Genomic DNA, 20,530 nt, shown 5'->3' on the forward strand with positions numbered 1-20,530 from the left:
GGAACCAGTGAGGCCTCGCGAAGTTGTGCCACTCCCGAAATTGCCTCTTACGCACGGGAAAGATGGGCGCTAGGGTGCCGGAGCGACCGTCGCAGGGAATGAGGAGTCGAAATCGAGAAGCTTCCGCAGCCGACTCCGTGACGGTCCTCCCACTCCGGCCCGCGCCGCCGCCCGCTCGCCGGAATTGCGTGAAAACCATTGACCCGTGCGAGGGCACAGCGCCCGGCATTCGGCGTAGTTCCGGCGGGCTCCGCACCCGAAGTCCCTGTCTCCGACCGCCCGCGAGGACCTGATCGATGTCAGTGCACTTACCCGCTCACCGTCAGGTGGAGCGCCTGCCGATGGGTCGAGCCCTGTTCGTGCTGCCGGCCGCCGTCGTCGTCACCGGCGGGGTGTGGTGGTGGATGACGGCCGAGGCGCCCGCGGCAGGCCGGACGTTCGTGGCCTGGTCCGGCGGGATCGCCGCCGCCGTGGTGTGTGCGGCGGTGACGGTCGCCGTGTACTTCGCGCAGGTGGCGCGCCAGTTCCGGGATCGCGTCGCGGTGCGGGACGGCGAGGTCGCCCGGCTCGCCGACGACACACTGCCCGCCGTCGTCGAGCGGGTGCGCGGCGGCGCTTCGGCGGACACCGCGCTCGCCGAGGTGCCGTCCTCCGTCGACGGCGCCGGCCGGCGCCTGCTGTCGGCGGTCGCACAGGAGATCAGCCGCGGGGAGCGCATGCGCGCCGCCACCATGGCCGCCTGCGCCAACGCCGCCGGCCGCGTCCAGGCGCTGGCCACCAGCATGCTGGCCGACCTGCGGGAGATGGAAGGACGGCACGACGAAAACGTCCTCGGCGACCTGCTCAAGCTGGACCACAGCACCGCGCAGGCGGGCCGGCTGGCGGACAGCATCGCGGTCCTGACCGGCGCCCGGTCCGGCCGGCGCTGGACCAAGCCGATCGTGATGGAAAGCATCCTGCGCGGCGCGATGGGGCGCATCAGCGCCTACCAGCGGGTGCGGACGCACTCGACCAGCACCGTCGCGGTCGCCGGGTACGCCGCCGAAGGGGTCATGCACGCGCTGGCCGAACTGATGGACAACGCCACCAGCTTCTCCCCGCCGTCGGAAGACGTCCACGTGTACGTGGAAGAGGTCCACGCGGGTGTGGTGGTCACGATCGAGGACAGCGGTCTCGTCATGAGCGCCGCCGCGCTGGAGCGTGCCGTGCGCGCGGTTTCCGCCGAGCCGCTGGACCTGACCACGCTGTCCGGGACCCGCCTTGGCCTGGCGGTGGTGGGCTGCCTGGCACGCAAGCACGGCCTGAGCGTGCACTTCAGGCCGTCGGCGCGGGGTGGCACCGGAGTCGTGGTCATGATCCCCCGGCAGTTGATCACCCAGTCCGAACAGGACACTTCACCGGTCGCGCCGGCCGGCGTGACCACTCCGCCCCCCGAGGTGCGCACGGCCGCGCCCGCCGTGACGGAGTCCAAAGTGGAGGGTGACCTTGCCGGGCTGCCACGGCGACGTCGCGGGCAGACGCTGGCGGCGGCGCCCGTGCCGGTGCCGGTGCCGGCGGCGAGTCCCGCTCCGGCCCGTGCCGACGCCGGAGCGAGGTTCAGCGCGTTCCGCGCGGCAGGCCGGGGCATCCGGCCCGCTCCCCCGGGCGAGAAGCCGATAGCCGCCCCAGGACGCGAAGCACCCACCGGACCGCAGATCGGAGGCGAGGGATCCCGATGAACACCACCGACCACGATCTCGACTGGTTGCTCGTGAACCTCCTGAGCAAGACCCCGGGCACCCGGCACGCCCTGGTGCTGTCCAAGGACGGTCTCAAGCTCTGCCACACCCGCGGGCTGACCGTGGACCAGGCCGACCAGCTGGCCGCCATCGCCTCGGGCATGCAGAGCCTGGCGTACGGCACGTCCATCGAATTCGGCGACGGGACCGGCGGGGTCCGGCAGTCCATGACGGAGTTCCACGGCGGGATGCTGTTCATCGTGGAGGCAGGCGAAGGCGCCCATCTCGCCGTGATCGCCGACGACTACGCCGACGTGGGTGTCATCGGCCACAACATGAACGAGCTCGTCGAGCAGATCGGCGAGTACCTGACCGCCCCGCCGCGCCCGCAGCCGCAACACAGCGGCGGATGACATGAGCTGGGAAGACCTGCACCGCGAGGACCCCGACCGGCTGTACACCGTCACCGGCGGACGCAGCCGCGCGAACGAAAGCGCACTGGACCTCGTGACGCTGATCGTGAGCGAGTGCGATCCGGTCCCGGGCATGCAGTCCGAGCACGTCAAGATCCTCCGGCTGTGCCGCCACCCGACGGCGCTGGTGGAGGTCTCCTCGGACCTGGGCCTCCCGGTGAGCGTCGTGAAGATCCTCCTGTGCGACCTGCTCGACACCGGCCGGATCACCGCCCGCCATCCGTCCTCGGCACCCGTCGACACCCGTCTGCCCGATCTCGAAACCCTGAAGCAGGTGCTCGTTGGACTTCAGAAGCTCTGAGCAGGACGCCCGCGCTCCGCTGCCGAGCACCGCCAGGGACGGGCTGAAGATCGTGATCGTCGGCGGGTTCGGGGTGGGCAAGACGACCATGGTCGGTTCCGTCAGCGAGATCCGCCCGCTGAGCACAGAGGAAACCATGACACAGGCGGGCGTCGGGATCGACGACGGCGCCTCGCACGGCAAGACCACCACCACGGTCGCGTTCGACTTCGGGCGGATCAGCCTGAACGAGCGCATGGTGCTGTACTTGTTCGGCGCGCCGGGCCAGGAGCGGTTCTGGTTCCTCTGGGACCGCCTGTTCTCCGGGACACTGGGCGCGGTCGTGCTGGTGGACACCGACCGGCTGGCCGACTCCTGGTACTCCATCGACCGCCTCGAACACCACGGGACGCCGTTCATCGTCGCGCGCAACAACTTCGGCGCGCCGAAGCACAGCCTGGACCAGGTGCGCCAGGCGCTCGACCTGTCGCCCGACGTGCCGCTGGTGGACTGCGACGCCCGCCGGCGCGACTCCAGCAAGAGCGTCCTGCTCGCGCTCGTCCACCACCTCTTCGCCCTGTCCTCCGTCCGGGAGCCCACACGATGACGACCCCCAGTCCCGCACTCCCCACCCAGGAGCCCGCCTTCCGGCACGCCACGCCGTTGTCCGGGCCCGGGTTCCAGCAGACGTCCGCGGACCTCTACGCGGAAATGCGGCGGGCGCACGGGCCGGTGGCCCCGGTCCTGCTCGACGGGGACGTGCCGGCGTGGCTGGTGCTGGGCTACCGCGAAGTGCAGTACGTCGTGAGCAGCCCGGAGGTCTTCGGCCGCGACTCGCGGCGCTGGAACGCCTGGGACCGCGTCCCGCCCGACTGGCCGTTGCTGCCGCTCATCGGCCACCAGCCCACGATGATGTTCGCCGAAGGCGCCGAACACCGGCGGCGCGCCGAGGCCCTCGACGAGGCGCTCGGCGCCGTCGACCAGTTCGAACTCGGCGCGCGGGCCCAGCAGGTCGCCGATCAGCTCATCGACGCCTTCGCCGGCTCCGGCGAGGCGGACCTGATCACCCAGTACGCCGACGGGGTACCGCTGCCCGTCGTCGCCCGGATGATCGGCGTGCCGGAGGCGGAGACCGCCGACCTGGTCCGTGACGTCTACCAGACGCACGCCGCCGGCGAGGGCGCGAACGAGGCCTACGCGCGCGTCCGGGAAAAGGTGCGGCGGATGGTCGAGTCCAAAAAGGACACTCCGGGACCGGACGTCACGTCGCGATTGCTGGCCCACCCGGCCGCGCTCGCCGTCGAGGAAATCACCGAAGACCTGCTCCACCTGATGAACGCGGGGCAGCTGCCGACCGCCTACTGGATCGGCAACACCCTGCGGCTGATGCTCACCGACGACCGCTTCGCGATGACGTTGTCCGGTGGGCGCCGGAGCGTCGGCCAGGCGCTGAACGAGGTGCTCTGGGAGGACACGCCCACCCAGAACTTCCCGGGCCGGTTCGCCGTCCACGACGTCCGGCTGGGCGGCAGGCAGATCCGCAAGGGCGACCTGCTCATCCTCGGTCTCGCCGCGGCCAACCACGACCCGCTCGTCCGGCCGCTCCCGCAGACCTCGAGCGGCAACCAGGCGTACATGTCGTTCAGCTACGGCGATCACCGGTGCCCGTACGCGGCCCAGGAGATCGCCAAGGTGATCGCCGAGGCCGCGATCGAGGTCCTGCTCGACCGGCTCCCGGACGTGGTTCTCGCGGTGCCGGCCGACACGCTGACCTGGCGGCCGTCGCCGCTGTTCCGCGGCCTGTCGGCGCTGCCGGTGAAGTTCTCCCTGGCCTGGTGACACCCGGGACTTGGCCAGATGCCGTGAACGACTCTTTCCTGTCGTCCGACGACAGGAAAGAGTCGTTCATGACGTTGCGGACCTGACAGTCCGGCGGCGGTGTCGTCCGACAGTGCCCTGTGCTGCTCTGCGCCGCCACCCGACCTCGCCGAATGGCTCCACACGGACTGGGCCCCTCAACCGAAGATCGTCGTTCCGGACGTCGGCTCGAAGCGGGCCTGGAAGAACCTGAGCTGCCCGGGTTCGCAGGTGAACCGGAGGCCGCACCGGATCCGGTCGCGGTCGCGGTGGACGGCGATGACGCCGTCGGCCACGAGGTCCATGTGCGCGCGGGTGTAGACGCGGCGCGGGATCGCCAGGCGCAGCAGTTCCAGGCGGGGCAAGCGGTTTTCCCCGGTTTCCGGGTCCCGGCCGGCCGAAACCGCGCCGCGTTCGACACCGCGGACGCCGGCTTCGAGGTACACCGCGCACGCCAGGGTCTGGCCGGGGAACTCCGGCCGGGGGACGTGCGGGAGCGCGGCCGCCGCGTCGACGCAGACGCAGTGGCCGCCGGCCGGGCGGACGATCGGCACGCCCGCGCGGCAGAGCCGCGTCGCGAGGTAGTCGACCTGGGCGACGCGGGCGCGGATGTGGTTCTCCTCCACGGATTCCGCGATGCCCACGGCGATGGCCTCCATGTCGCGGCCGGCCATGCCGCCGTACGTGTGCAGCCCTTCGTACAACAGGGCGAGCCCACGGGCCTGGTCGGCCAGGGCCGGATCGCGCAGGGCGAGCCAGCCGCCGATGTTGGCCAGCGAATCCTTCTTGGCGGACATGACCGCGCCGTCGGTCGGCGCGCACAGCGCGCGCAGGATCTCCGCGACCGTGGAACGAGCCCGGCCCGGCTCGCGTTGCTTGACGAGCCAGGCGTTTTCGACCGCGCGGGCGGTGTCGAGGAACACCGGGATCCCGTGGGCGTGCGCCAGGGCGCAGGTCTCGGTGAGGTTCTCGACGCTGATCGGCTGCCCGCCCGCCATGTTGACCGTCGCGGCGAGGGAGACGTACGGGATCGACTCGGCCCCGAACCGGGCGATGACCGCACGCAGTTTCGCGAGATCCACGTTGCCCTTGAACGGGTGTTCCGAGGACGGGTCGTGGGCTTCGTCGACGATCACGTCGTGGAATGTCGCGCCGTTGAGCTCCTGGTGGGCGCGGGTACTGGGGAAGTACATGTTGCCCGGCATGTGGGTGCCGGGCCGGATCAGGCACCGGGACAGGATGTTCTCCCCGCCGCGGCCCTGGTGCACCGGGATGACGTGCTCGTAGCCGTAGAAGGCCCGCACGGCCTGTTCGAAGACGTAGAAGCTGCGCGCCCCGGCGTAGGCCTCGTCGCCGCGCATGAGCGCCGACCACTGCCGGTCGGACATCGCGTTGGTGCCGGAGTCGGTGAACAGGTCGACGTAGACGTCTTCCGAGCGCAGCAGGCACGGGTTCCAGCCCGCCGCGAGCAGGGCCGCTTCCCGGTCCTCCCGGGTCGTCGTCCGCAACGGCTCGACCATCTTGACGCGCCAAGGTTCCGGCGGATAAACGGACATGTCAGACTCCCTCGCGTTGCCGGGACAGCCGGGTGAGCAACGGGCCGGTCATCGCCGTCGTCGCGAGCGCCATCACGACCATCGCCGTGTAAAGCGGGCCGTCGATGACGCCCAGGCCGAGCCCGATGCCGGCGAAGACCAGTTCGGTGACGCCGCGGGTGTTCATCAGGACCGCGAACACCCCGGCCGGGTGCGGGGCCAGCCCGCCGAGCCGCGCGCCCAGATAGGCGCCACCGCACTTGCCGGCCACGGCGACGGCGGCCACGGCGGCGATGTCCGCGGCCAGGGCCGCGTCGAGCCGGCCGAGGTCGACGGCCCGCCCGACGAGCACGAAGTACAGCGGTGCCAGCAGCGAAGCGACCGGCGTGACCAGTGCGGCCGGGCCGGGCGCCGGGACGGCGTGGCCGAGGACGACGCCGGCGAAGAACGCGCCGATGGCCGGGTGCAGCCCCGCCGCCTCCGTCACGGCCGCGGCCGCGCAGGCGAGTGCGACCAGCACCGCCGTCGCCGACGGCCGGGAAAGCCGCGCGAGCCGGCGGCGGAACCGGGACCGGGCCAGCCACGGCACCGCCGCCAGCAGCACCACGACGGGCAGCGGCGCGGCCGCGGACCAGCCGTGCGAAGCCGCGGCGGCGACGGCCAGCAGTGCCCAGGCGGTGAGGTCGGAAACCGCGGCCGCGGTGAGCGCGCGCCGGCCGGCGGCGCTGCCGAGCAGGCCGCGTTCGGCGAGGATGCGGGCCAGGACCGGCAACGCCGTCACGGCCATCGCGGCCGCGACGAACACCACGAACGGCCCGGTGCCCGCGGGGGCGTGCCGCCGGGCCAGCCCCAGGGCGAGCACCGCGCCGAGGCCGAGCGGGACGAGGGTGGCGCCGAGCGCCGGCACGACGACGGCCTTCAGCCGGGTCCTGGTCAGCGACGGGGCCAGGTGGGCACCGGCGGCGAACAGGAACAGCACCAGGCCGAGCTGGGCGATCGCGGTGAGCGTGGTGTCGACCGGCGCCGGCAGCCGTCGCGTGGCCGGCGCGACGGCCACGCCGCAGAGGATCTCCCCGAGCACCGCGGGCTGGCCCAGCCGGGCCGCGGCCGCGCCGGCGAGCCGGGCAAGCCCGAGCAGCACGGCGAGGGCGGCGAGCAGGACAGCGAGCTCAGGCATCGGGGACCTGCCAGCGACGACCGTCCGAAGTGGACACCAGCCCGCCGGGGAACATCGGCGGCTCCGCACCCGCGTCCTCGCCGAGCAGGCCGCGCATCTGCAGCTGTGCCCCTTCGGCGAGGACCTCGCCGAGTGTGTCGAAGTCCGTCGACGACACCCCGCCGACGAGGTCGAGGAACGCCGTGCGGTCGTCGCGGCCGGTGACGTGACCGGCGTGCCGGTAGTAGGACCGCTGGTCGGCCTCCAGCCGGTAGAAGCCGCGCAGGAAGTCCCGGAACAGACCGAATTCACGGCGGTAACGCGCTTCGAACTCGGCGAAGCACCGCTCCTCCGGCACCAGGCCGGCCAGGGTGCTGTTGATCGACCGGGCGGCCAGCAGCGCGCTGTAGGTGGCGAGGTGGACGCCGGAGGAGAACACCGGGTCGATGAAGCACGCGGCGTCGCCGACCAGCGCCATTCCCGGGCAGCACAGGGAAGTCCGGTCGTAGGAGTAGTCCTTGCGCACTCGCAGCCGGTCGTACGGCGGCTCGGTGGCGCGGGGGACGCCGTGGAGGAAGTCGCGGACCAGCGGGCAGTCCGCGATCAGGCCGCGGAACGCCGTCTCGGGATCGCCCTGCACCCGGGCCGCGGCGTCCCGCCGGACGACCGCGCCGACGCTGGTCAGGCTCGCCGAAAGGGGGATGTACCAGAACCAGCCGTCGCCGAACGCGGCGCACACGATGTTCCCCGCGTCCGGTTCGGGCAGCCGGGCTCCCCCGCGGAAGTAGCCGAACAACGCCAGGTTGCGGAAGTCCCGTGCGTATTCGCGGGCGCCGCCGACGTCGTGGTGCAGCCGGCTGGTGTGCCCGGAAGCGTCGACGACGAACCGCGCCGTCGCCGCCCGTTCGCGGCCGGTCTCGTCGAGGTAGCGGACGCCGGTGATCCGGCCGCCGTCCCGCAGCGTGCCGAGCACCCGGTGCCCTTCGCGGACGTCGGCGCCGAGCCGGCTCGCGTTGCGCAGCAGGATCGTGTCGAAGCGCGTGCGTTCCACCTGGTAGGCGTAGGAAGTCGGGCCGGCCATGCGGTCCGACGCGGCGAACGCGAACGTCCACGGCTCGGGGTCGCTCCCCCACCGGAACATGCCGCCGCGCTTGCGGACGAACCCGGCGCGTTCGACCTCGTCCCGCACCCCGAGCAGGGCGCAGATCCCGTGCACCGTCGCCGGGAGCAGCGACTCCCCGATCCGGTAGCGCGGCAGGTGCTCCTGCTCCAGCAGCAGGACGCGGTGCCCGTCGGCGGCGACCAGCCCCGCCGCGGTCGACCCGCCAGGGCCGCCACCGACCACGACGACGTCGAAATCGGTCATCACACGCCTCCTTCGGGACGGCCGGGAACGAGTTCGGCGAGCCGGGCGACCGTGCGGCGGCGCAGGACGTCCCGCAGCGTGCACGGCACCCCGCGGGCCCGCAGCCGCGACGCCAGCGCCGCGGCGGAGAGGCTGTGCCCGCCGAGGGCGAAGAAGTCGCTGTCCGAGGTCACTTCGGAGATCCCGAGCTGGCTCCGGAACGCGGTCGCGACCACGGTTTCGGCCGGGGTCATCCGGCGGGGCTCGATCCGGACGGCGGCGCGGTCGACCTTCCCGGTGCGCCCGACCGGCAGGGCGTCGGCCTCGACGACCGTCGCCGGTACGAGGTACTCGGGCAGCGTCTCCCGGAGCCGGTCGAGCAGGAAATCTCCAGTGCCGGAGCCGAGCACGACGTAGGCGACCAGGTGACGGCGGTCGCCGGTGCCCTCGGCGCGGACCATGGCCTGCCGCACCCCGGGCAGCGCGAGCAGGGCGTGCTCGGCTTCGCCCGGCTCGACACGGTGGCCGCGGATCTTGACCTGGTCGTCGAGCCGGCCCAGCCAGCGCAGGGTGCCGTCGGGCTCGCAGCGGCACCGGTCGCCGGTGCGGTACCAGCGGTGGGGCGCGGTGCCGAAGCGTTCGGCCGTCAGCTCCGCGTCCCCGAGGTAGCCCAGCGCGAGGGACGACCCGCCGACGAGGAGCTCGCCGGTCTCGCCGACCGGCACCGGCCGCAGGCAGGCGTCCACGACCTGGACGCTGGTGTTGGCGATCGGGTGCCCGATCGCGGGCGCGTCCTGCTCCCCCACCCGGCACGCGGTGGTGAACACCGTGCATTCGGTCGGGCCGTAGAGGTTGACCGCCGTCAAGCCGGGTGTCGCGCGCAGCCGGGCCCAGAGCGACGGGCCGACCGCCTCGCCGCCCATGAGCAGCGTCCGCGGGCGGGCGTCCCCGGTGAGCAGGCCGGCGTCGACGAGCCCGGCGAGCTGGGTCGGCACGGCCTCCACCACCGACAGCCGGTGCGCGCGGATGAAGCCGACGTAGCGCTCGGGATCGGTGCGGACGTCTTCGGGCACCAAGTGCACCTCGTGCCCGCCGACCAGCCAGAGCAGCGGGTCCCACGCCGCGTCGAACGCCGGCGGGAGGCCGTGCGCCACCCGCTGCGGCGCGCCCCCGGCGGGAAAGAACCGCGCGGCGAGCTCGCAGTACAGGTTGACCAGGCTCCGGTGCCCGACCACGACGCCTTTCGGACGTCCGGTGGAGCCCGAGGTGTACACGACGTACGCCGGATCGGCGGGGTTGGTGCCGGCGACCGCGTGCTCCGGCCGCCGGGCGAGCTCACTGCGCCAGTGCTCGGGCGAGAGCACGACGTCCGCGCTCGCGGCGAGCTCGGGCACGTCGGTGAGCAGCACGGCCGGGCGGGCCTCGGCGAGGATCAGCGCCCGCCGGGCCGGCGGGAGCCCCGGGTCCAGGGGCAGGTACACCGCGCCGGCCTTGGCGACCGCCAGCGGAGCCAGCACCGCCCGCACGGACCTGGCCATCGCGCACGCCACCATCGAACCGGGCACCGCCCCGGCGGCCCGCAGCACGGTCGTCAGGCGGCCGCTCCACCGGCGCAGGTCGCCGAAGGTCCACGTGACGTCGTCGGCCACCAGGGCCGTCCGCTCCGGGAACGCCCGGGCCCGCAGCTCGAACAGCTCCTGCCAGCCCACCTTCGGCACGAAGCGCCGGCCGCCCCCGACCACGGACGGCGGAAGGTCAGGCATCCCGCACTCCCGCGGCGACGACGTCCCGCTCGATCCGCCGCAGCCACGTCCAGAACTCCGCGCCGCGGCCGGGGGCCAGCAGCCCGAGGTGCCCGCCCGGCACGGTCGCGGCCAGGAAGGGACCGGTCGTCCACGTCCGCCACGCTTCGGTCGCGTCCTCGGTCGCCACCGGATCGCGGTCGCCGCACAAGGCGGCCAGCGGGCACCGGACGGGGGTGGCGGCCGGGCCCCGGTACGCCCTGGTCAGGTCGACGTCGGCGCGCAACAGGCCGGCGGCGTAGGCCCACACCTCGAACGAAGCGCGGTTTCCCAGCCCGGGAACGAACCCTTCGCCGGTCAGCACCTCCAGGAGGTGCTGCTCGCCGGCCCGCGCGGACCGCCCGGGGACCCGCCGCTGCGGCGCGGGCGTCCCGATGACGACGACGGCCGCCGGCAACGGCCCGCAGCGGGTGCGCAGCCGCTGCGCCAGCTCCACCGCGACGAACCCGCCCATGCTGAACCCCACCACCACGGTCCGCCGCACCCAGGCGGCCTCCCGGCGGAGGAGCTCGCCCGTGACCTGCTCGGCCACCTGCTCCACGGACGCGGGCGACGGCGTGTCCAGCCGGTCACCCCGCCCCGGGTACTCCACGCCCCACACCTCGGCACCGCCCGCCGCCCCCACGACGTGCCGGAAGGTCCCGACGGTGCCGCCGGCGGGCGGCAGGAGCAGATAGCGGCACCCGTTCCTGCCAGGCTGGTCCCCCGCGGACAACGACCTGATGGCAAAGGGCATGACGAATCCTTCGATGAATTACTCCGGCCAACGGGGGACCGATTTCCTCAGAATGGAAATCGGCACTTTGGCGAATACACGAATCGTTTCCGAAGGTGCCCACCCCGCCGCACGCTCCGCCGTCCCGGCCGGGACCCGGGTGTCGGGTCCCGGCGAGACCGTGCGGCACCTCCGTCAACCGATGTCGATCATCGCCTGCACGAAAAGATACGACTCGACCGGCGCTCGGCACATAACGGTTTGATCGCGTTGCCGGAAATTGACCTCGCCAGGACGTATCCCGCCGAATTCTCCCCCGTGCGGGTTAGTTTACTCACGGCGGGACTCCGAATAATTCTCGGATACCGCCGACAAGCGCCATGAGGGGCACCCTCATGGCGCTTATGTCCATGAGGGTGCCCCTCATGGCGTCGGTGATCGCCGCGCCGGGCCGGGTATGTCCGGTATCAGGTTTGCCACAGATGCCAGCGTGGCGGTGCCCGGCCCGTTACCCTGTCCGCCAGCGGGCTGCCGATCGAAAACCGGGCTGCCCGTACGAGGGGAAAACGTGGACACATCCGAGCTGAGATTCGGAATCCTCGGTCCGCTCGAGGTGACACGCGGGGGAGCGCCGGTCCCGGTGAACGGCCCGAAGCTGCGCATCGTGCTCGCCACGCTACTGCTGCGGGCGAACGCCACGGTCACCCTCGACCGGCTCGTCGAGGACCTGTGGGGCGCCGAGCAGCCCCCGACGGCGCGCAAGAGCGCGCAGCTCTACGCACAGCGGCTGCGGCGCGCGCTCGGCGAGGCCGTGATCGAGACGCGCCCGGACGGCTACCTGCTGCGGGTCGCGCCCGAACGGCTGGACCTGCTGCGCTTCCGCGAGCTCGTGGCCCGGGCGCGCGAGGCCGGCCCGGAGACCGAGCGGACGCTGCTGGCCGAGGCGCTGGCCTGCCGGCGCGGGGCGCCGCTGGCCGACATCCCGTCCGAGGCGCTGCAGCGCGACGAGGCCGTTCCCCTCGCCGAGGAGCTGCTGCGCGCCCGCGAGCGCTGGCTCGAGGTCAGCCTCGAGCTGGGCCGGCACCGCGAGATCGTCGGCGAGCTCGGCACCCTGACCCGGGAAAACCCCTGGCAGGAGTCGTTCTGGGCGTTGTACATCCTGGCGCTGCACCGCTGCGGGCGGCAGGCGGACGCGCTGGAGACCTACCGCGACGTGCACCGGATGTTCGCCGACGAGCTCGGCGTCGAACCGGGCCCGCGGCTGCGCGCGGCGCACCGCGCGATCCTCACCGCGCAGGAGGAGCCGCCGGTCGCCGAGCCGCTGCCCGCCGTCTGCCAGCTCCCCGCGGACCTGACCGGCTTCTCCGGGCGGACGTCGGACCTGGCGAAGCTCGACGCGCTGCTCGGCGACCCGCCCGGGCACCGGACGCTGGTGATCGCCGGGCCCGGCGGGATCGGCAAGACCGCGCTGGCCGTGCACTGGGCGCACCGGATGGCCGCGCGCTTCCCGGACGGCCAGCTGTTCGTCGACCTGCGCGGCTACGCGTCGACCTCGCCGATCTCCAAGACCCAGGCGCTGACGCTGTGCCTGCGCGCGCTCGGCGTGTCCGCCCTGCGGGTGCCGGTGACGCTGGACGAGCAGGTCGTGCTGTACCGGACGCTGCTGGCCGGACGGCGGGTGCTGGTGGTGCTGGACAACGCCGCCGACGCCGGCCAGGTCCGGCCGCTGCTGCCGCAGAACCCCGGCTGCGCGGCGCTGGTGACCAGCCGCGGCGACCTGCGCGGGCTGACCGTGCTCAACGACGCGCGGATACTCGCCCTGGACGTGCTGACCACTTCGGACACCCGGACGCTGCTCACCGACCTGCTCGGCGCCGACCTGGTCGGCGCCGAGCCGCAGGCCGTCGACCGGCTCGCCGGCCTGTGCGGGCACCTGCCGCTCGCGCTGCGGATCGCGGCGGCGAACCTGGTGGGCGGCAAGCACCCGTCGATCGGGGACTACGTCGCCGCGCTGCGCGCCGACCCGCTGGCCGAGCTGGCCATCGAGGGCGACCCGGACGTCGCCGTGCGCGCCACGTTCCAGCTGTCCTACCAGGCGCTCGACGCGCCGGCGCGGCGCGTGTTCCGGCTGCTGGGCCGGATCCCGGGTCCCGATTTCGGCCTCGCCGCGGCGGCGGCGCTGGCCGGCCCGGACACCCGGCGCTGCCTCGACCGGCTGGTCGCGGCGAGCCTGCTGACCCGGCGCAGCGCCACCCGGTTCCAGTTCCACGACCTGCTGCGCGAATACGCCGCCGACCGCGCGCGGGCCGACGAAGCGCCCGGTGACCTGGCCGCGGCCGACGCCCGGCTGTACGAGTACTACCTGGACACCGCGGCCGCCGCGACCCGGCGGCTGTACCCGCTGTTCCGCCGGATCCTGACCACTTCGGAGCCCCGGGCGTCGTTCGAGGACGACGGGCCGGCGATGCGCTGGCTCGACGAGGAGCGCCCGAACCTCGTCGCCGCGGTCGAGCGCGCGGCCCAGGCCCCCGGGCTGCGCGACTACAGTACGTTGCTGGCGGACACCCTGCGTGGCTACTTCGCCGGGCGCGGGCTCGCGGCGGACGGGCTGGCGGCGGCGAACGCCGCGCTGGGCGCGGCGCGCGAGGCCGACGACCGCCGCGCCGAGGTCGCGGTGCTCGTGCTGCGCGGCACGATCGCCTACTACCTCAGCGACTACGGCTCCGCGATCGCCCGGTACGAGGAAGCCCTCGAAAGCGGCGGGCCGGGCATGGACCCGGTGGCCGAATCGGAGGCGCGGCACGGCCTCGGCCGGGTGTACTCGCAGCTCGGCAGGCCACGCGACGGGATGCGCCACCACGAGCGCGCGCTGGCCATCGCCCGGCAGATCGGCGACCTCGACTCCGAGGCGCGCGAGATCAACTACGTCGGCGTCTCGCTGCTGTCGCTGGGCCAGGTCGAGCAGGCGATCGCGTGTCACACGAAGGCCGTCGAGGTCAGCGAGCGGGCCGGCAACCGGTACGTCCGGCTGGTCGCGCTCAACGGTCTCGGGCTGGCCCACTGGACCGCGGGCCGGATGCGGGAATCCGCACAGTGCCACGAGGAGAGCGTGGCACTGTGCGAGCAGTGGGGGCTGCGGCACTGGTTCATCACCAGCCTGGTGTGCCTGGCGGAGACGTGCTGCGACCTCGGCCGCTACAGCGACGCGGAGAAGCACGCCCGGCAGGCCTTGGAGAAGGGCCGCGAACTCGGGGAGCGCCGTCAGGAAGCGGGCGCGCTGGAGATCCTCGCGACGGTCGCCCGGCGGCGCGGCCGGTACGCGGAGAGCATCGAGCGGTACTCGGTGGCGCTGGAGCTGGCTCGCAAGATCCACTTCCGCTACGGCGAGGCGTCCATCCTCATCGGACTCGCCGCCGCGCACCGCGCGCTCGGGCGCCCGTCGGACGCGGTGGAGCACACGGAGCTGGCCCTGGCCAGGATGAACGAGACGGGCATGCGGGTGCTGGAATGCGCGGCGCTGACCGAGCTGGCGGCGGCCCAGCGGGAACTGGGCGACCACCCGGCGGCGGCGCGGCACATCGACCGGGCGCTGAAGATCGCTCGCGAGAACGGGCAGCGGCTGAACGAGGCACGAGCCCTGCGAGTTCTGGGCTCCTGCGGCGATCCGGCGCTTCTCGCGGCCGCGCAGGAGATCTTCACCGAGCTCGGGGTTCCGGAGGCCGCGGAGCCGGTGCAGGCTTGAGGTCTCGAAGGCGTACTCGTTTGAGCCTCCACCCCGAAGCCGGCGGACTTGAATGAGTCATTCAGGACGTGCGAGGTCCTGAATGACTCATTCAGGACCTCGCAGCGGCTCCAGCCGGGTAAGCCCCGGGCGGCTATTGTCATCCACCCCAAGGCTTGTTGATGTTGACGCCCCCACCGATGACGCGACCTTGAAATATGTGTCTGCCGGAGTCGTTCACATTGACGCTGCCGCCCACGTCACGAGTTTGAAGTATGGCCAGCTTGTCACCCTCGGAAATGAAATAGACAGAGCCGTCAACGCCGCCCCGGACGATCGCGCCCCCTTCCCCCACGTACAAGTCACCTCTCACCGTGCCGTCGATCACTCCACCATTTATGACGACATCACCATCTATGTCGCCATGGACGACGTCACCCTCCTTGACATGGCTGTGCGGCCCGGATTTCACACCGCAACCGCCATGGCAAGCACTATGGATTTTGATGGCGTCCTTGATCAGTCGCGCGCCGGTGCCGACATCGCCGGGTCCGGGAGCGAGGCCCATGGCCGATATCAGGGCGTTCTCCGTGTCACCTTCCGCCCCATACCAGATGACGTTCACCACGTCACAGCCCTGGGAAAGATACGGTATCGGGAGAGTGCCGCAAATATCGAGCAGCATATGACCTTCTTCACTGGTCATCGACGTCGGGACGGACACGCATGGCGAAGGGGCGCCGTTGTTCTGGAGATATCCGGACTGCCGCATATATCCTGTCGGACAGTTATCCGACCCTTGGCAAGGCTGGCTTCCGTATCCGCTGCTGCCCACTTCCCGGCATTTGCCGTCGTCCGGCAGCTTGACCACGTTGATGACAACGGTCCGCGGCGGCCGGTCGCTGGCGGGAGGCAGGCCGGGCCGCTTGCCGATCGGCTCCATGACCCCGGCATTCTTCGTCCCGTTGTTCGTCCCGCTGTTCCCGCCGCTTCCCTGGCAACCGGTTTCCAGCGGGCAGCCGTCATCGAGGCTGCCCCTCAGCTTCAGCCCACTGGGGTCGCTCATGGTGATCGGGTTGTTGTTGCTGTACGTGTAACCGTTGAGCTGCTGCGGATCTCCCGGGCTCAACAGCGGATCCACCGAAATGAACCGCCCGGTGTCCGGGTCGTACTCCCGCGCGCCCAGATGCGTCAGCCCGGTACTGGCATCCTTCACTCCGCCGGCGAACCCGCGTTCGCCGGGGAACGACGCTGCGTCACGCGGGCCGCCGAAGGGCAGCTGACGCCGGTGGGTGACCGCCAGCGTGCCGGAATCGATCGCCGTCCGCGCCGTGCTCTGGTGATCCGACGCCAGCCACGTCAGCGTCCCTCTCCCCTGTCGCATCGCGATCGTCCGGCCACCGTGGCCGTAGTACCGCGTCACCGTCGGATTGCCACCGGCCGCCGCGACGCGCAGCTCCTGGCCGCCCAGGTACAACGTCGTCCCGGCCGGGTCGCGCCGGATCAGCCTGCCACCCGAGGCGTCGTACACGTACGACGTCGCCTGCGACCCCTTCGTCACCGACGCGAGCTTGCCCTGCTCGTCCCAGGTGAACTGCTCACCGGACGACCGCGAAGCCAGCTGGCCCGCCGCGGTGTACTGATAGGACACCGAGCCGCCCGGCGAGGAGACCGACCCCAGTGCGTGCGCGTGACCGGGGACCTGGCCGGCGGAAGTCCGGACCACGTCACCCGAAGCCGCGTGCCGGGTGTCGGTCGCCCGGTTGCCCGCCTTGTCGTACGTGAACGACTGCCAGTACGGCGCCGGCCCGCGCAGGCCCGCCACCGACGGGCTGTCCGAGCACGACGGCGCCGTCCACGCCTCGGTGAGCCGCTGGAGCCCGTCGGACCGGAAACACTGGACGTCACCCGCGAACGTGTCCGCGAGGGACGTGACACTCCCGGCCGGGTCGTACGAATAGTGTACGTCGGACTGCATCGGCGACGGCGTCTCGGTGTCCACAATGGACCGAGTCAGCCGCCGGTCGTTCTGGTCGTAGTACTGCGACAGCCAGACGCGCTTGGTACCCGTCCCCAGGGTGAGCCGGGCCGGCTCGCCGTAGCGGGTCAGGTTCGTGGCCGACACCAGCTCGGTCGTCGAGCCGTCGTACCCGCCCGAGCTCGAAGCCAGCGGCCCGAGCTCGTCGTAGGCGAAGCTGACGGTCTCCGCGGGCAGCTCACCGGCCGCCGCGTAGGACTGGCTCGACACGCTGCCGTCCGGGTTGTAGCCCGTGTACGAGGAATACGTCCCGGCCAGCAGGCCTTCCGCCGGCGGGATGATCACCGACGTTCCGGTCGGCCGGTACGCCGGGTCGTAGCTGAGCACCTTCCCGGCGTAGGGCTTGTCGTCCACCCAGGAGGTCGACGACGCGGGCTTCCCCTTCCCCTTCGTCACCGTGTCGTACGTCCATTCCGCGAGCTTCTTCCCGGCGGCCGAACCCGCGAACTTCCCGGTCGGGCGCCCCAGGCTGTCGTACGTGTACGCCAGCACCGAACCCCGCGCGTCACGCGCCGTCAGGACCTGCCCGGCGTCGTCGTAGGTCTTGGTGCTCAGGCCGCTGTCCGGGTCGTCGCTGCTGACCTGACGGCCGAGGAAGTCGTAGCCGAACCGCCACACCGCACCCGACGGGTCGGTCATCGTCTCGGCCTGGCCCGCCTTCGTATACGTGTACCGCGTCGCGTCGAAGCCGCCGTTGTGGAGCTGCCGCAGTTCGACGGTCTGCCCGCGCGCGTCGGTGTAGGTCGACGTCGGCGTGCCGCCCGCGGGCGGGGTGACGTCCACGTGGTCGCCGAAGTACGCCGTGCTGGTCCGCCGCTTCTCGAACGCGCCCGCGAAGTAGATCGACGCGTCGGCGCGGCCGGCCCCGTCGAAGTGCGTGCGGGTGTGGCCCGGGATGTCCACATCGGACGCGATCCACAGCCCGTCGTCGACGGCCTTGTCGTTGTAGTACGGCTGGGTGGTCTTCCACGCCCGGCCCTGCGAGTCGTACCGCGTGTCGGTGAGCAGCCGCCCGCCGCCGATCGCCGGGGCCTGCGCCTGCCGCGGCCGCAGCAACCCGTCGTAGATCGTGTTCCCGGAGATCTCGGCGCCGGTCGGGCCGATCCGGGTCGTCGTGACCACCGTCGGCTTGTCCCCGCGCATGAGGTACGCCGTGCGGACGTTCGGCACGTCCGGGTGGTCGGTCCTGGTCCACGTCGGCGTCCACACCGCGACCGCGCGGCCGAGCGCGTCGTAGGACATCTCCGTCTTGCGCAGGTTGGGGTCGGTGACCAGTGTCGGCACGCCCCACGCCGGGTCGAGCGCCGTGGTCGTCACGAGCCCGGCGGGGACCGCGTCGGTGCCCGGGCTGGTGACCACGGTCTGCGTGACCGGGCCGCCGTCGGCCGGGGTGTAGGCCGTCGTCGTGGTGCGCCCGAGCACGTCGGTGGCGGCGGTGACGCGTCCCTGCGCGTCGTACGTCGCCGTCCCGGTCGTCAGGTACACCGGACCCGCGGCCGGGCGGTCCTTCGCGACCTCCGTCTTCGTCGCGTTGCCGTGCGCGTCGTACGTGGTCTTCGCGTCGGAAAGCGCGTCGCGCGGATACTCGGCCGAAGCGCCGCAGCGGACGGAATCCGTCCAGACGTGCCCGGGCAGGCTCATCAGCCAGGCGCCGTCGTTGCGCGCGTATTCGGTGTGCGCGCACCGGTCGTCGGCGTCCGTCCCGGTGTCGCCGAGGTCGTTGACCGCGGTGGCGAGCCCGAGATCGTCGTACGTCGTCTCGGTCCGCGTCGTCCGCCATCCCGTGCCTACGGCCGTGTACCCGCGCGAGACGCCCGGACGCACCAGGTACGCCTTGAACGCGCCGCGCGTCGCCACCGGGCCCTGCACCGCAGGCTCGGTGATCGTCTTGCTCAGCCGTGGCGGGTCCGGCTGGTCCGACGCTCCTTCCCGCGCGAAGGTCGCCGTCTCGAGCCCGAAGCCCTCCAGCCAGTCGGCGTCGGCGCGCACGCCGCCCTCGGAGTCGGTGACGGTGGCCGAACGCGTCCCGGACGGCAGGTGGTCACCGTCCATGCCGCGGTAGAACCGCTGCTCGGACATCGTGACCGGGCCGGCCGGGTCGTCCGCGGTACCGCTTCGGACGCGGACCCGGCCGAAGCCGCGGAACTCGTTCCACGTCCGCTTGTCGTCCTTGGTGAACTCCGAGGTGTCCCAGTGCCAGGCCGCGCCGTCGAGGTACTCGTACCGCGTGACCTGCTCGGGGAACGTCGACGCCGGCTGGCCGTCGACGGTCAGCCGGTCCGTCTGGACGACGGCCGTGACGACGTACTTGTGGAAGTAGTCCGTGCGCTCGGCCATGTTCTTCTTCGCCCACCGCACCGGGAAGCACCGCTTGGTGTTGCTCTCCGGGTTCGCGGGCAGGTTCCCGGCCTTGCACTCGGATTCGTACGTGATCGACGTGACGCCACCGGTTTCCGAGACGATCCCGGTGATGCGGTAGCGCATGAGCGGCGACGCGCCGTCTTCCGGCAGTTCGACGCGGTTGTACATCGGCGTGCCCTGGAACGTCACCGACGGCATGTCCACCGGCGCGCCGGCCAGGCCGGTGTGCTTGATCCCCTTGAGCCACAACGCGGCCTTCTCGCCGTCACCCGGGTCGGGGTACTGCTGGTCCAGGTCCCACCGGTCGACGTCGCCGAAGTCCGTGCCCCGCCACACCTTCGTGGTCACCGACGCCAGCCGCTTGGTGGTCCAGAACGTCGGCGAGTGGTTCCCCGCGCAGGCGGCCGTGTCGCACTTGGCTTCCCATGGCACGTCGGGCCAGTTCGCGGCTGCCTCCGGACGGCAGTCGCTGCCCGGCACGCACCGGTCGGCCGTCGTGAACACGACGCGCCCGGACGGCTGCGCGGCGCCGTGACCCAGCCCGTAGTCGATGTGGTCCAGGTAGCCGCCCCGGGCGTAGGGCACCGCGGCGTCCTTGCCGTCGAACCCGTAGGAGTTCGTTTCCTTCGTGTAGTAGTAGCGCATCTCGTTGCCGTTGCGGTCGACGACCTTGTCCAGGTTCCACCGCCACGGCTGCGTGCACGACGAGGCGTCGAACGACGCCCCGTGGCACGGCTCGCCGGAGTCGTCACCGAACACCGGCACCGTCCACGTCGAGTCCGCCTCCGACCCGAAGAAGTACTGGGTCCCGTCGACCGTGGTGATCTTCCAGTACTCGCCGTCGTTGTCGCCGTTGGCGGCGCCGGTCAGGTGCTCGATCCGCGACCCGTCGTCACCGCGCGACCGCCACTTGCCGGTCGCGTCGTCGCGGATGAGCTGCCCGCCCGCGCCGCCGTAGGACGCCGTCGCGTTGTCGCTGCGCCAGCACAGGTCCCCCACCTGTGCCGGCTTGACGTCGCCCTCGGAGTCCGTCGAGCACCCCCAGTAAGCACGCTCGACGAACCCCGAGGACAAGTCCCAGCCGTCTCCCACCCAGGACGGCTGGTTGTTCGTCACCATCGTCCGGCCGTCCACCGCGGACGACCGGTACGACAGCGACAAGCCCGGCGCCGGCCCGGCCGCCGGCGGTACCCGCAGCGGGTACGACCAGGTGAAATCGCCGGTGTGCGGCGAAACCGCCCACGACGCCGACGGCGAGAGCGGTGACGCCGTCGCCGTGCCCGCTCCCTCCTGCGCGGGCTTGGCCTGCTGGTTGCCGGTCAGCGCGTGCGCCGACGCCTGGTCGGGCTCGATGGTCCGCCACGACGGGCCGGACACCGGCACCGACGGGGTGCCGTCGAGCTTGACCGACGGCTCCCCGGCCCACGCCGAGGGCGCGGCGACGGCCAGCAGCAAGGACGCCGCGAGTTGCGTGGCGACCACGAAGGTCAGGCCACGTCGGGATCTTCTGCGCACAACTCTCCCCTTGG

The 20,530-nt window shown here is 72.2% G+C and carries 12 protein-coding genes; 6 read left to right on the forward strand and 6 right to left on the reverse strand.

Going from position 1 to position 20,530, the window contains the following annotated elements; translation table 11 throughout:
- Positions 1–341 precede the first annotated feature (341 nt).
- The 5 genes from A3CE_RS51065 to A3CE_RS0113505 are packed head-to-tail and all read left to right on the forward strand — an operon-like array spanning position 342 to position 4,310.
- On the forward strand, positions 342–1,718 hold the full coding sequence (locus A3CE_RS51065; RefSeq protein ID WP_020640616.1) for a sensor histidine kinase: 1,377 nt from the start codon (positions 342–344) through the stop codon (positions 1,716–1,718).
- Positions 1,715–2,131 (forward strand): roadblock/LC7 domain-containing protein, encoded by a 417-nt coding sequence (locus A3CE_RS0113490; protein ID WP_020640617.1) that lies wholly within the window; start codon positions 1,715–1,717, stop codon positions 2,129–2,131. Before A3CE_RS51065 ends, A3CE_RS0113490 begins: the two co-directional genes overlap by 4 nt.
- Position 2,132: 1 nt before the next feature.
- A complete protein-coding gene (locus A3CE_RS0113495) occupies positions 2,133–2,492 on the forward strand; it encodes a DUF742 domain-containing protein (RefSeq protein WP_020640618.1) in 360 nt (119 codons plus the stop codon).
- 52 nt (positions 2,493–2,544) lie between these two features.
- Positions 2,545–3,078 carry a GTP-binding protein gene (locus A3CE_RS0113500; protein ID WP_084642073.1) on the forward strand — a complete coding sequence of 178 codons (534 nt, stop codon included), beginning with the start codon at positions 2,545–2,547 and terminating at the stop codon, positions 3,076–3,078.
- Positions 3,075–4,310: a cytochrome P450 gene (locus tag A3CE_RS0113505; protein ID WP_026468448.1), complete on the forward strand. Its 1,236-nt coding sequence runs from the start codon at positions 3,075–3,077 to the stop codon at positions 4,308–4,310. The genes A3CE_RS0113500 and A3CE_RS0113505 overlap by 4 nt, the downstream gene beginning before the upstream one ends.
- Positions 4,311–4,486: 176 nt before the next feature.
- Here A3CE_RS0113505 and A3CE_RS0113510 read toward each other — a convergent pair whose 3' ends face one another.
- The 5 genes from A3CE_RS0113510 to A3CE_RS0113530 are packed head-to-tail and all read right to left on the reverse strand — an operon-like array spanning position 4,487 to position 10,902.
- Positions 4,487–5,884 (reverse strand): tryptophanase, encoded by a 1,398-nt coding sequence (locus A3CE_RS0113510; protein WP_043790837.1) that lies wholly within the window; start codon positions 5,882–5,884, stop codon positions 4,487–4,489.
- Position 5,885: 1 nt separating this feature from the next.
- On the reverse strand, positions 5,886–7,040 hold the full coding sequence (locus A3CE_RS0113515) for a cation:proton antiporter (RefSeq protein WP_020640622.1): 1,155 nt from the start codon (positions 7,038–7,040) through the stop codon (positions 5,886–5,888).
- Positions 7,033–8,385, reverse strand: coding sequence for a tryptophan 7-halogenase (locus A3CE_RS0113520; protein ID WP_020640623.1), 1,353 nt, complete (start codon positions 8,383–8,385; stop codon positions 7,033–7,035). Before A3CE_RS0113520 ends, A3CE_RS0113515 begins: the two co-directional genes overlap by 8 nt.
- Positions 8,385–10,127: an amino acid adenylation domain-containing protein gene (locus tag A3CE_RS0113525; RefSeq protein WP_020640624.1), complete on the reverse strand. Its 1,743-nt coding sequence runs from the start codon at positions 10,125–10,127 to the stop codon at positions 8,385–8,387. The genes A3CE_RS0113520 and A3CE_RS0113525 overlap by 1 nt, the downstream gene beginning before the upstream one ends.
- Positions 10,120–10,902: a thioesterase II family protein gene (locus A3CE_RS0113530; RefSeq protein WP_043790839.1), complete on the reverse strand. Its 783-nt coding sequence runs from the start codon at positions 10,900–10,902 to the stop codon at positions 10,120–10,122. Before A3CE_RS0113530 ends, A3CE_RS0113525 begins: the two co-directional genes overlap by 8 nt.
- 619 nt (positions 10,903–11,521) lie before the next feature.
- On the opposite strand from A3CE_RS0113530, the gene A3CE_RS57400 reads away from it, so the two are divergent.
- Positions 11,522–14,623, forward strand: coding sequence for an AfsR/SARP family transcriptional regulator (locus tag A3CE_RS57400; RefSeq protein WP_245589511.1), 3,102 nt, complete (start codon positions 11,522–11,524; stop codon positions 14,621–14,623).
- Positions 14,624–14,762: 139 nt separating this feature from the next.
- Here the strand turns inward: A3CE_RS57400 and A3CE_RS0113540 are convergent, their stop codons facing one another.
- A complete protein-coding gene (locus A3CE_RS0113540) occupies positions 14,763–20,516 on the reverse strand; it encodes an RHS repeat-associated core domain-containing protein (protein WP_185839795.1) in 5,754 nt (1,917 codons plus the stop codon).
- Between the last annotated feature and the right edge of the window lie 14 nt (positions 20,517–20,530).

The organism is Amycolatopsis balhimycina FH 1894 (genome assembly GCF_000384295.1).
Lineage (GTDB): Bacteria > Actinomycetota > Actinomycetes > Mycobacteriales > Pseudonocardiaceae > Amycolatopsis > Amycolatopsis balhimycina.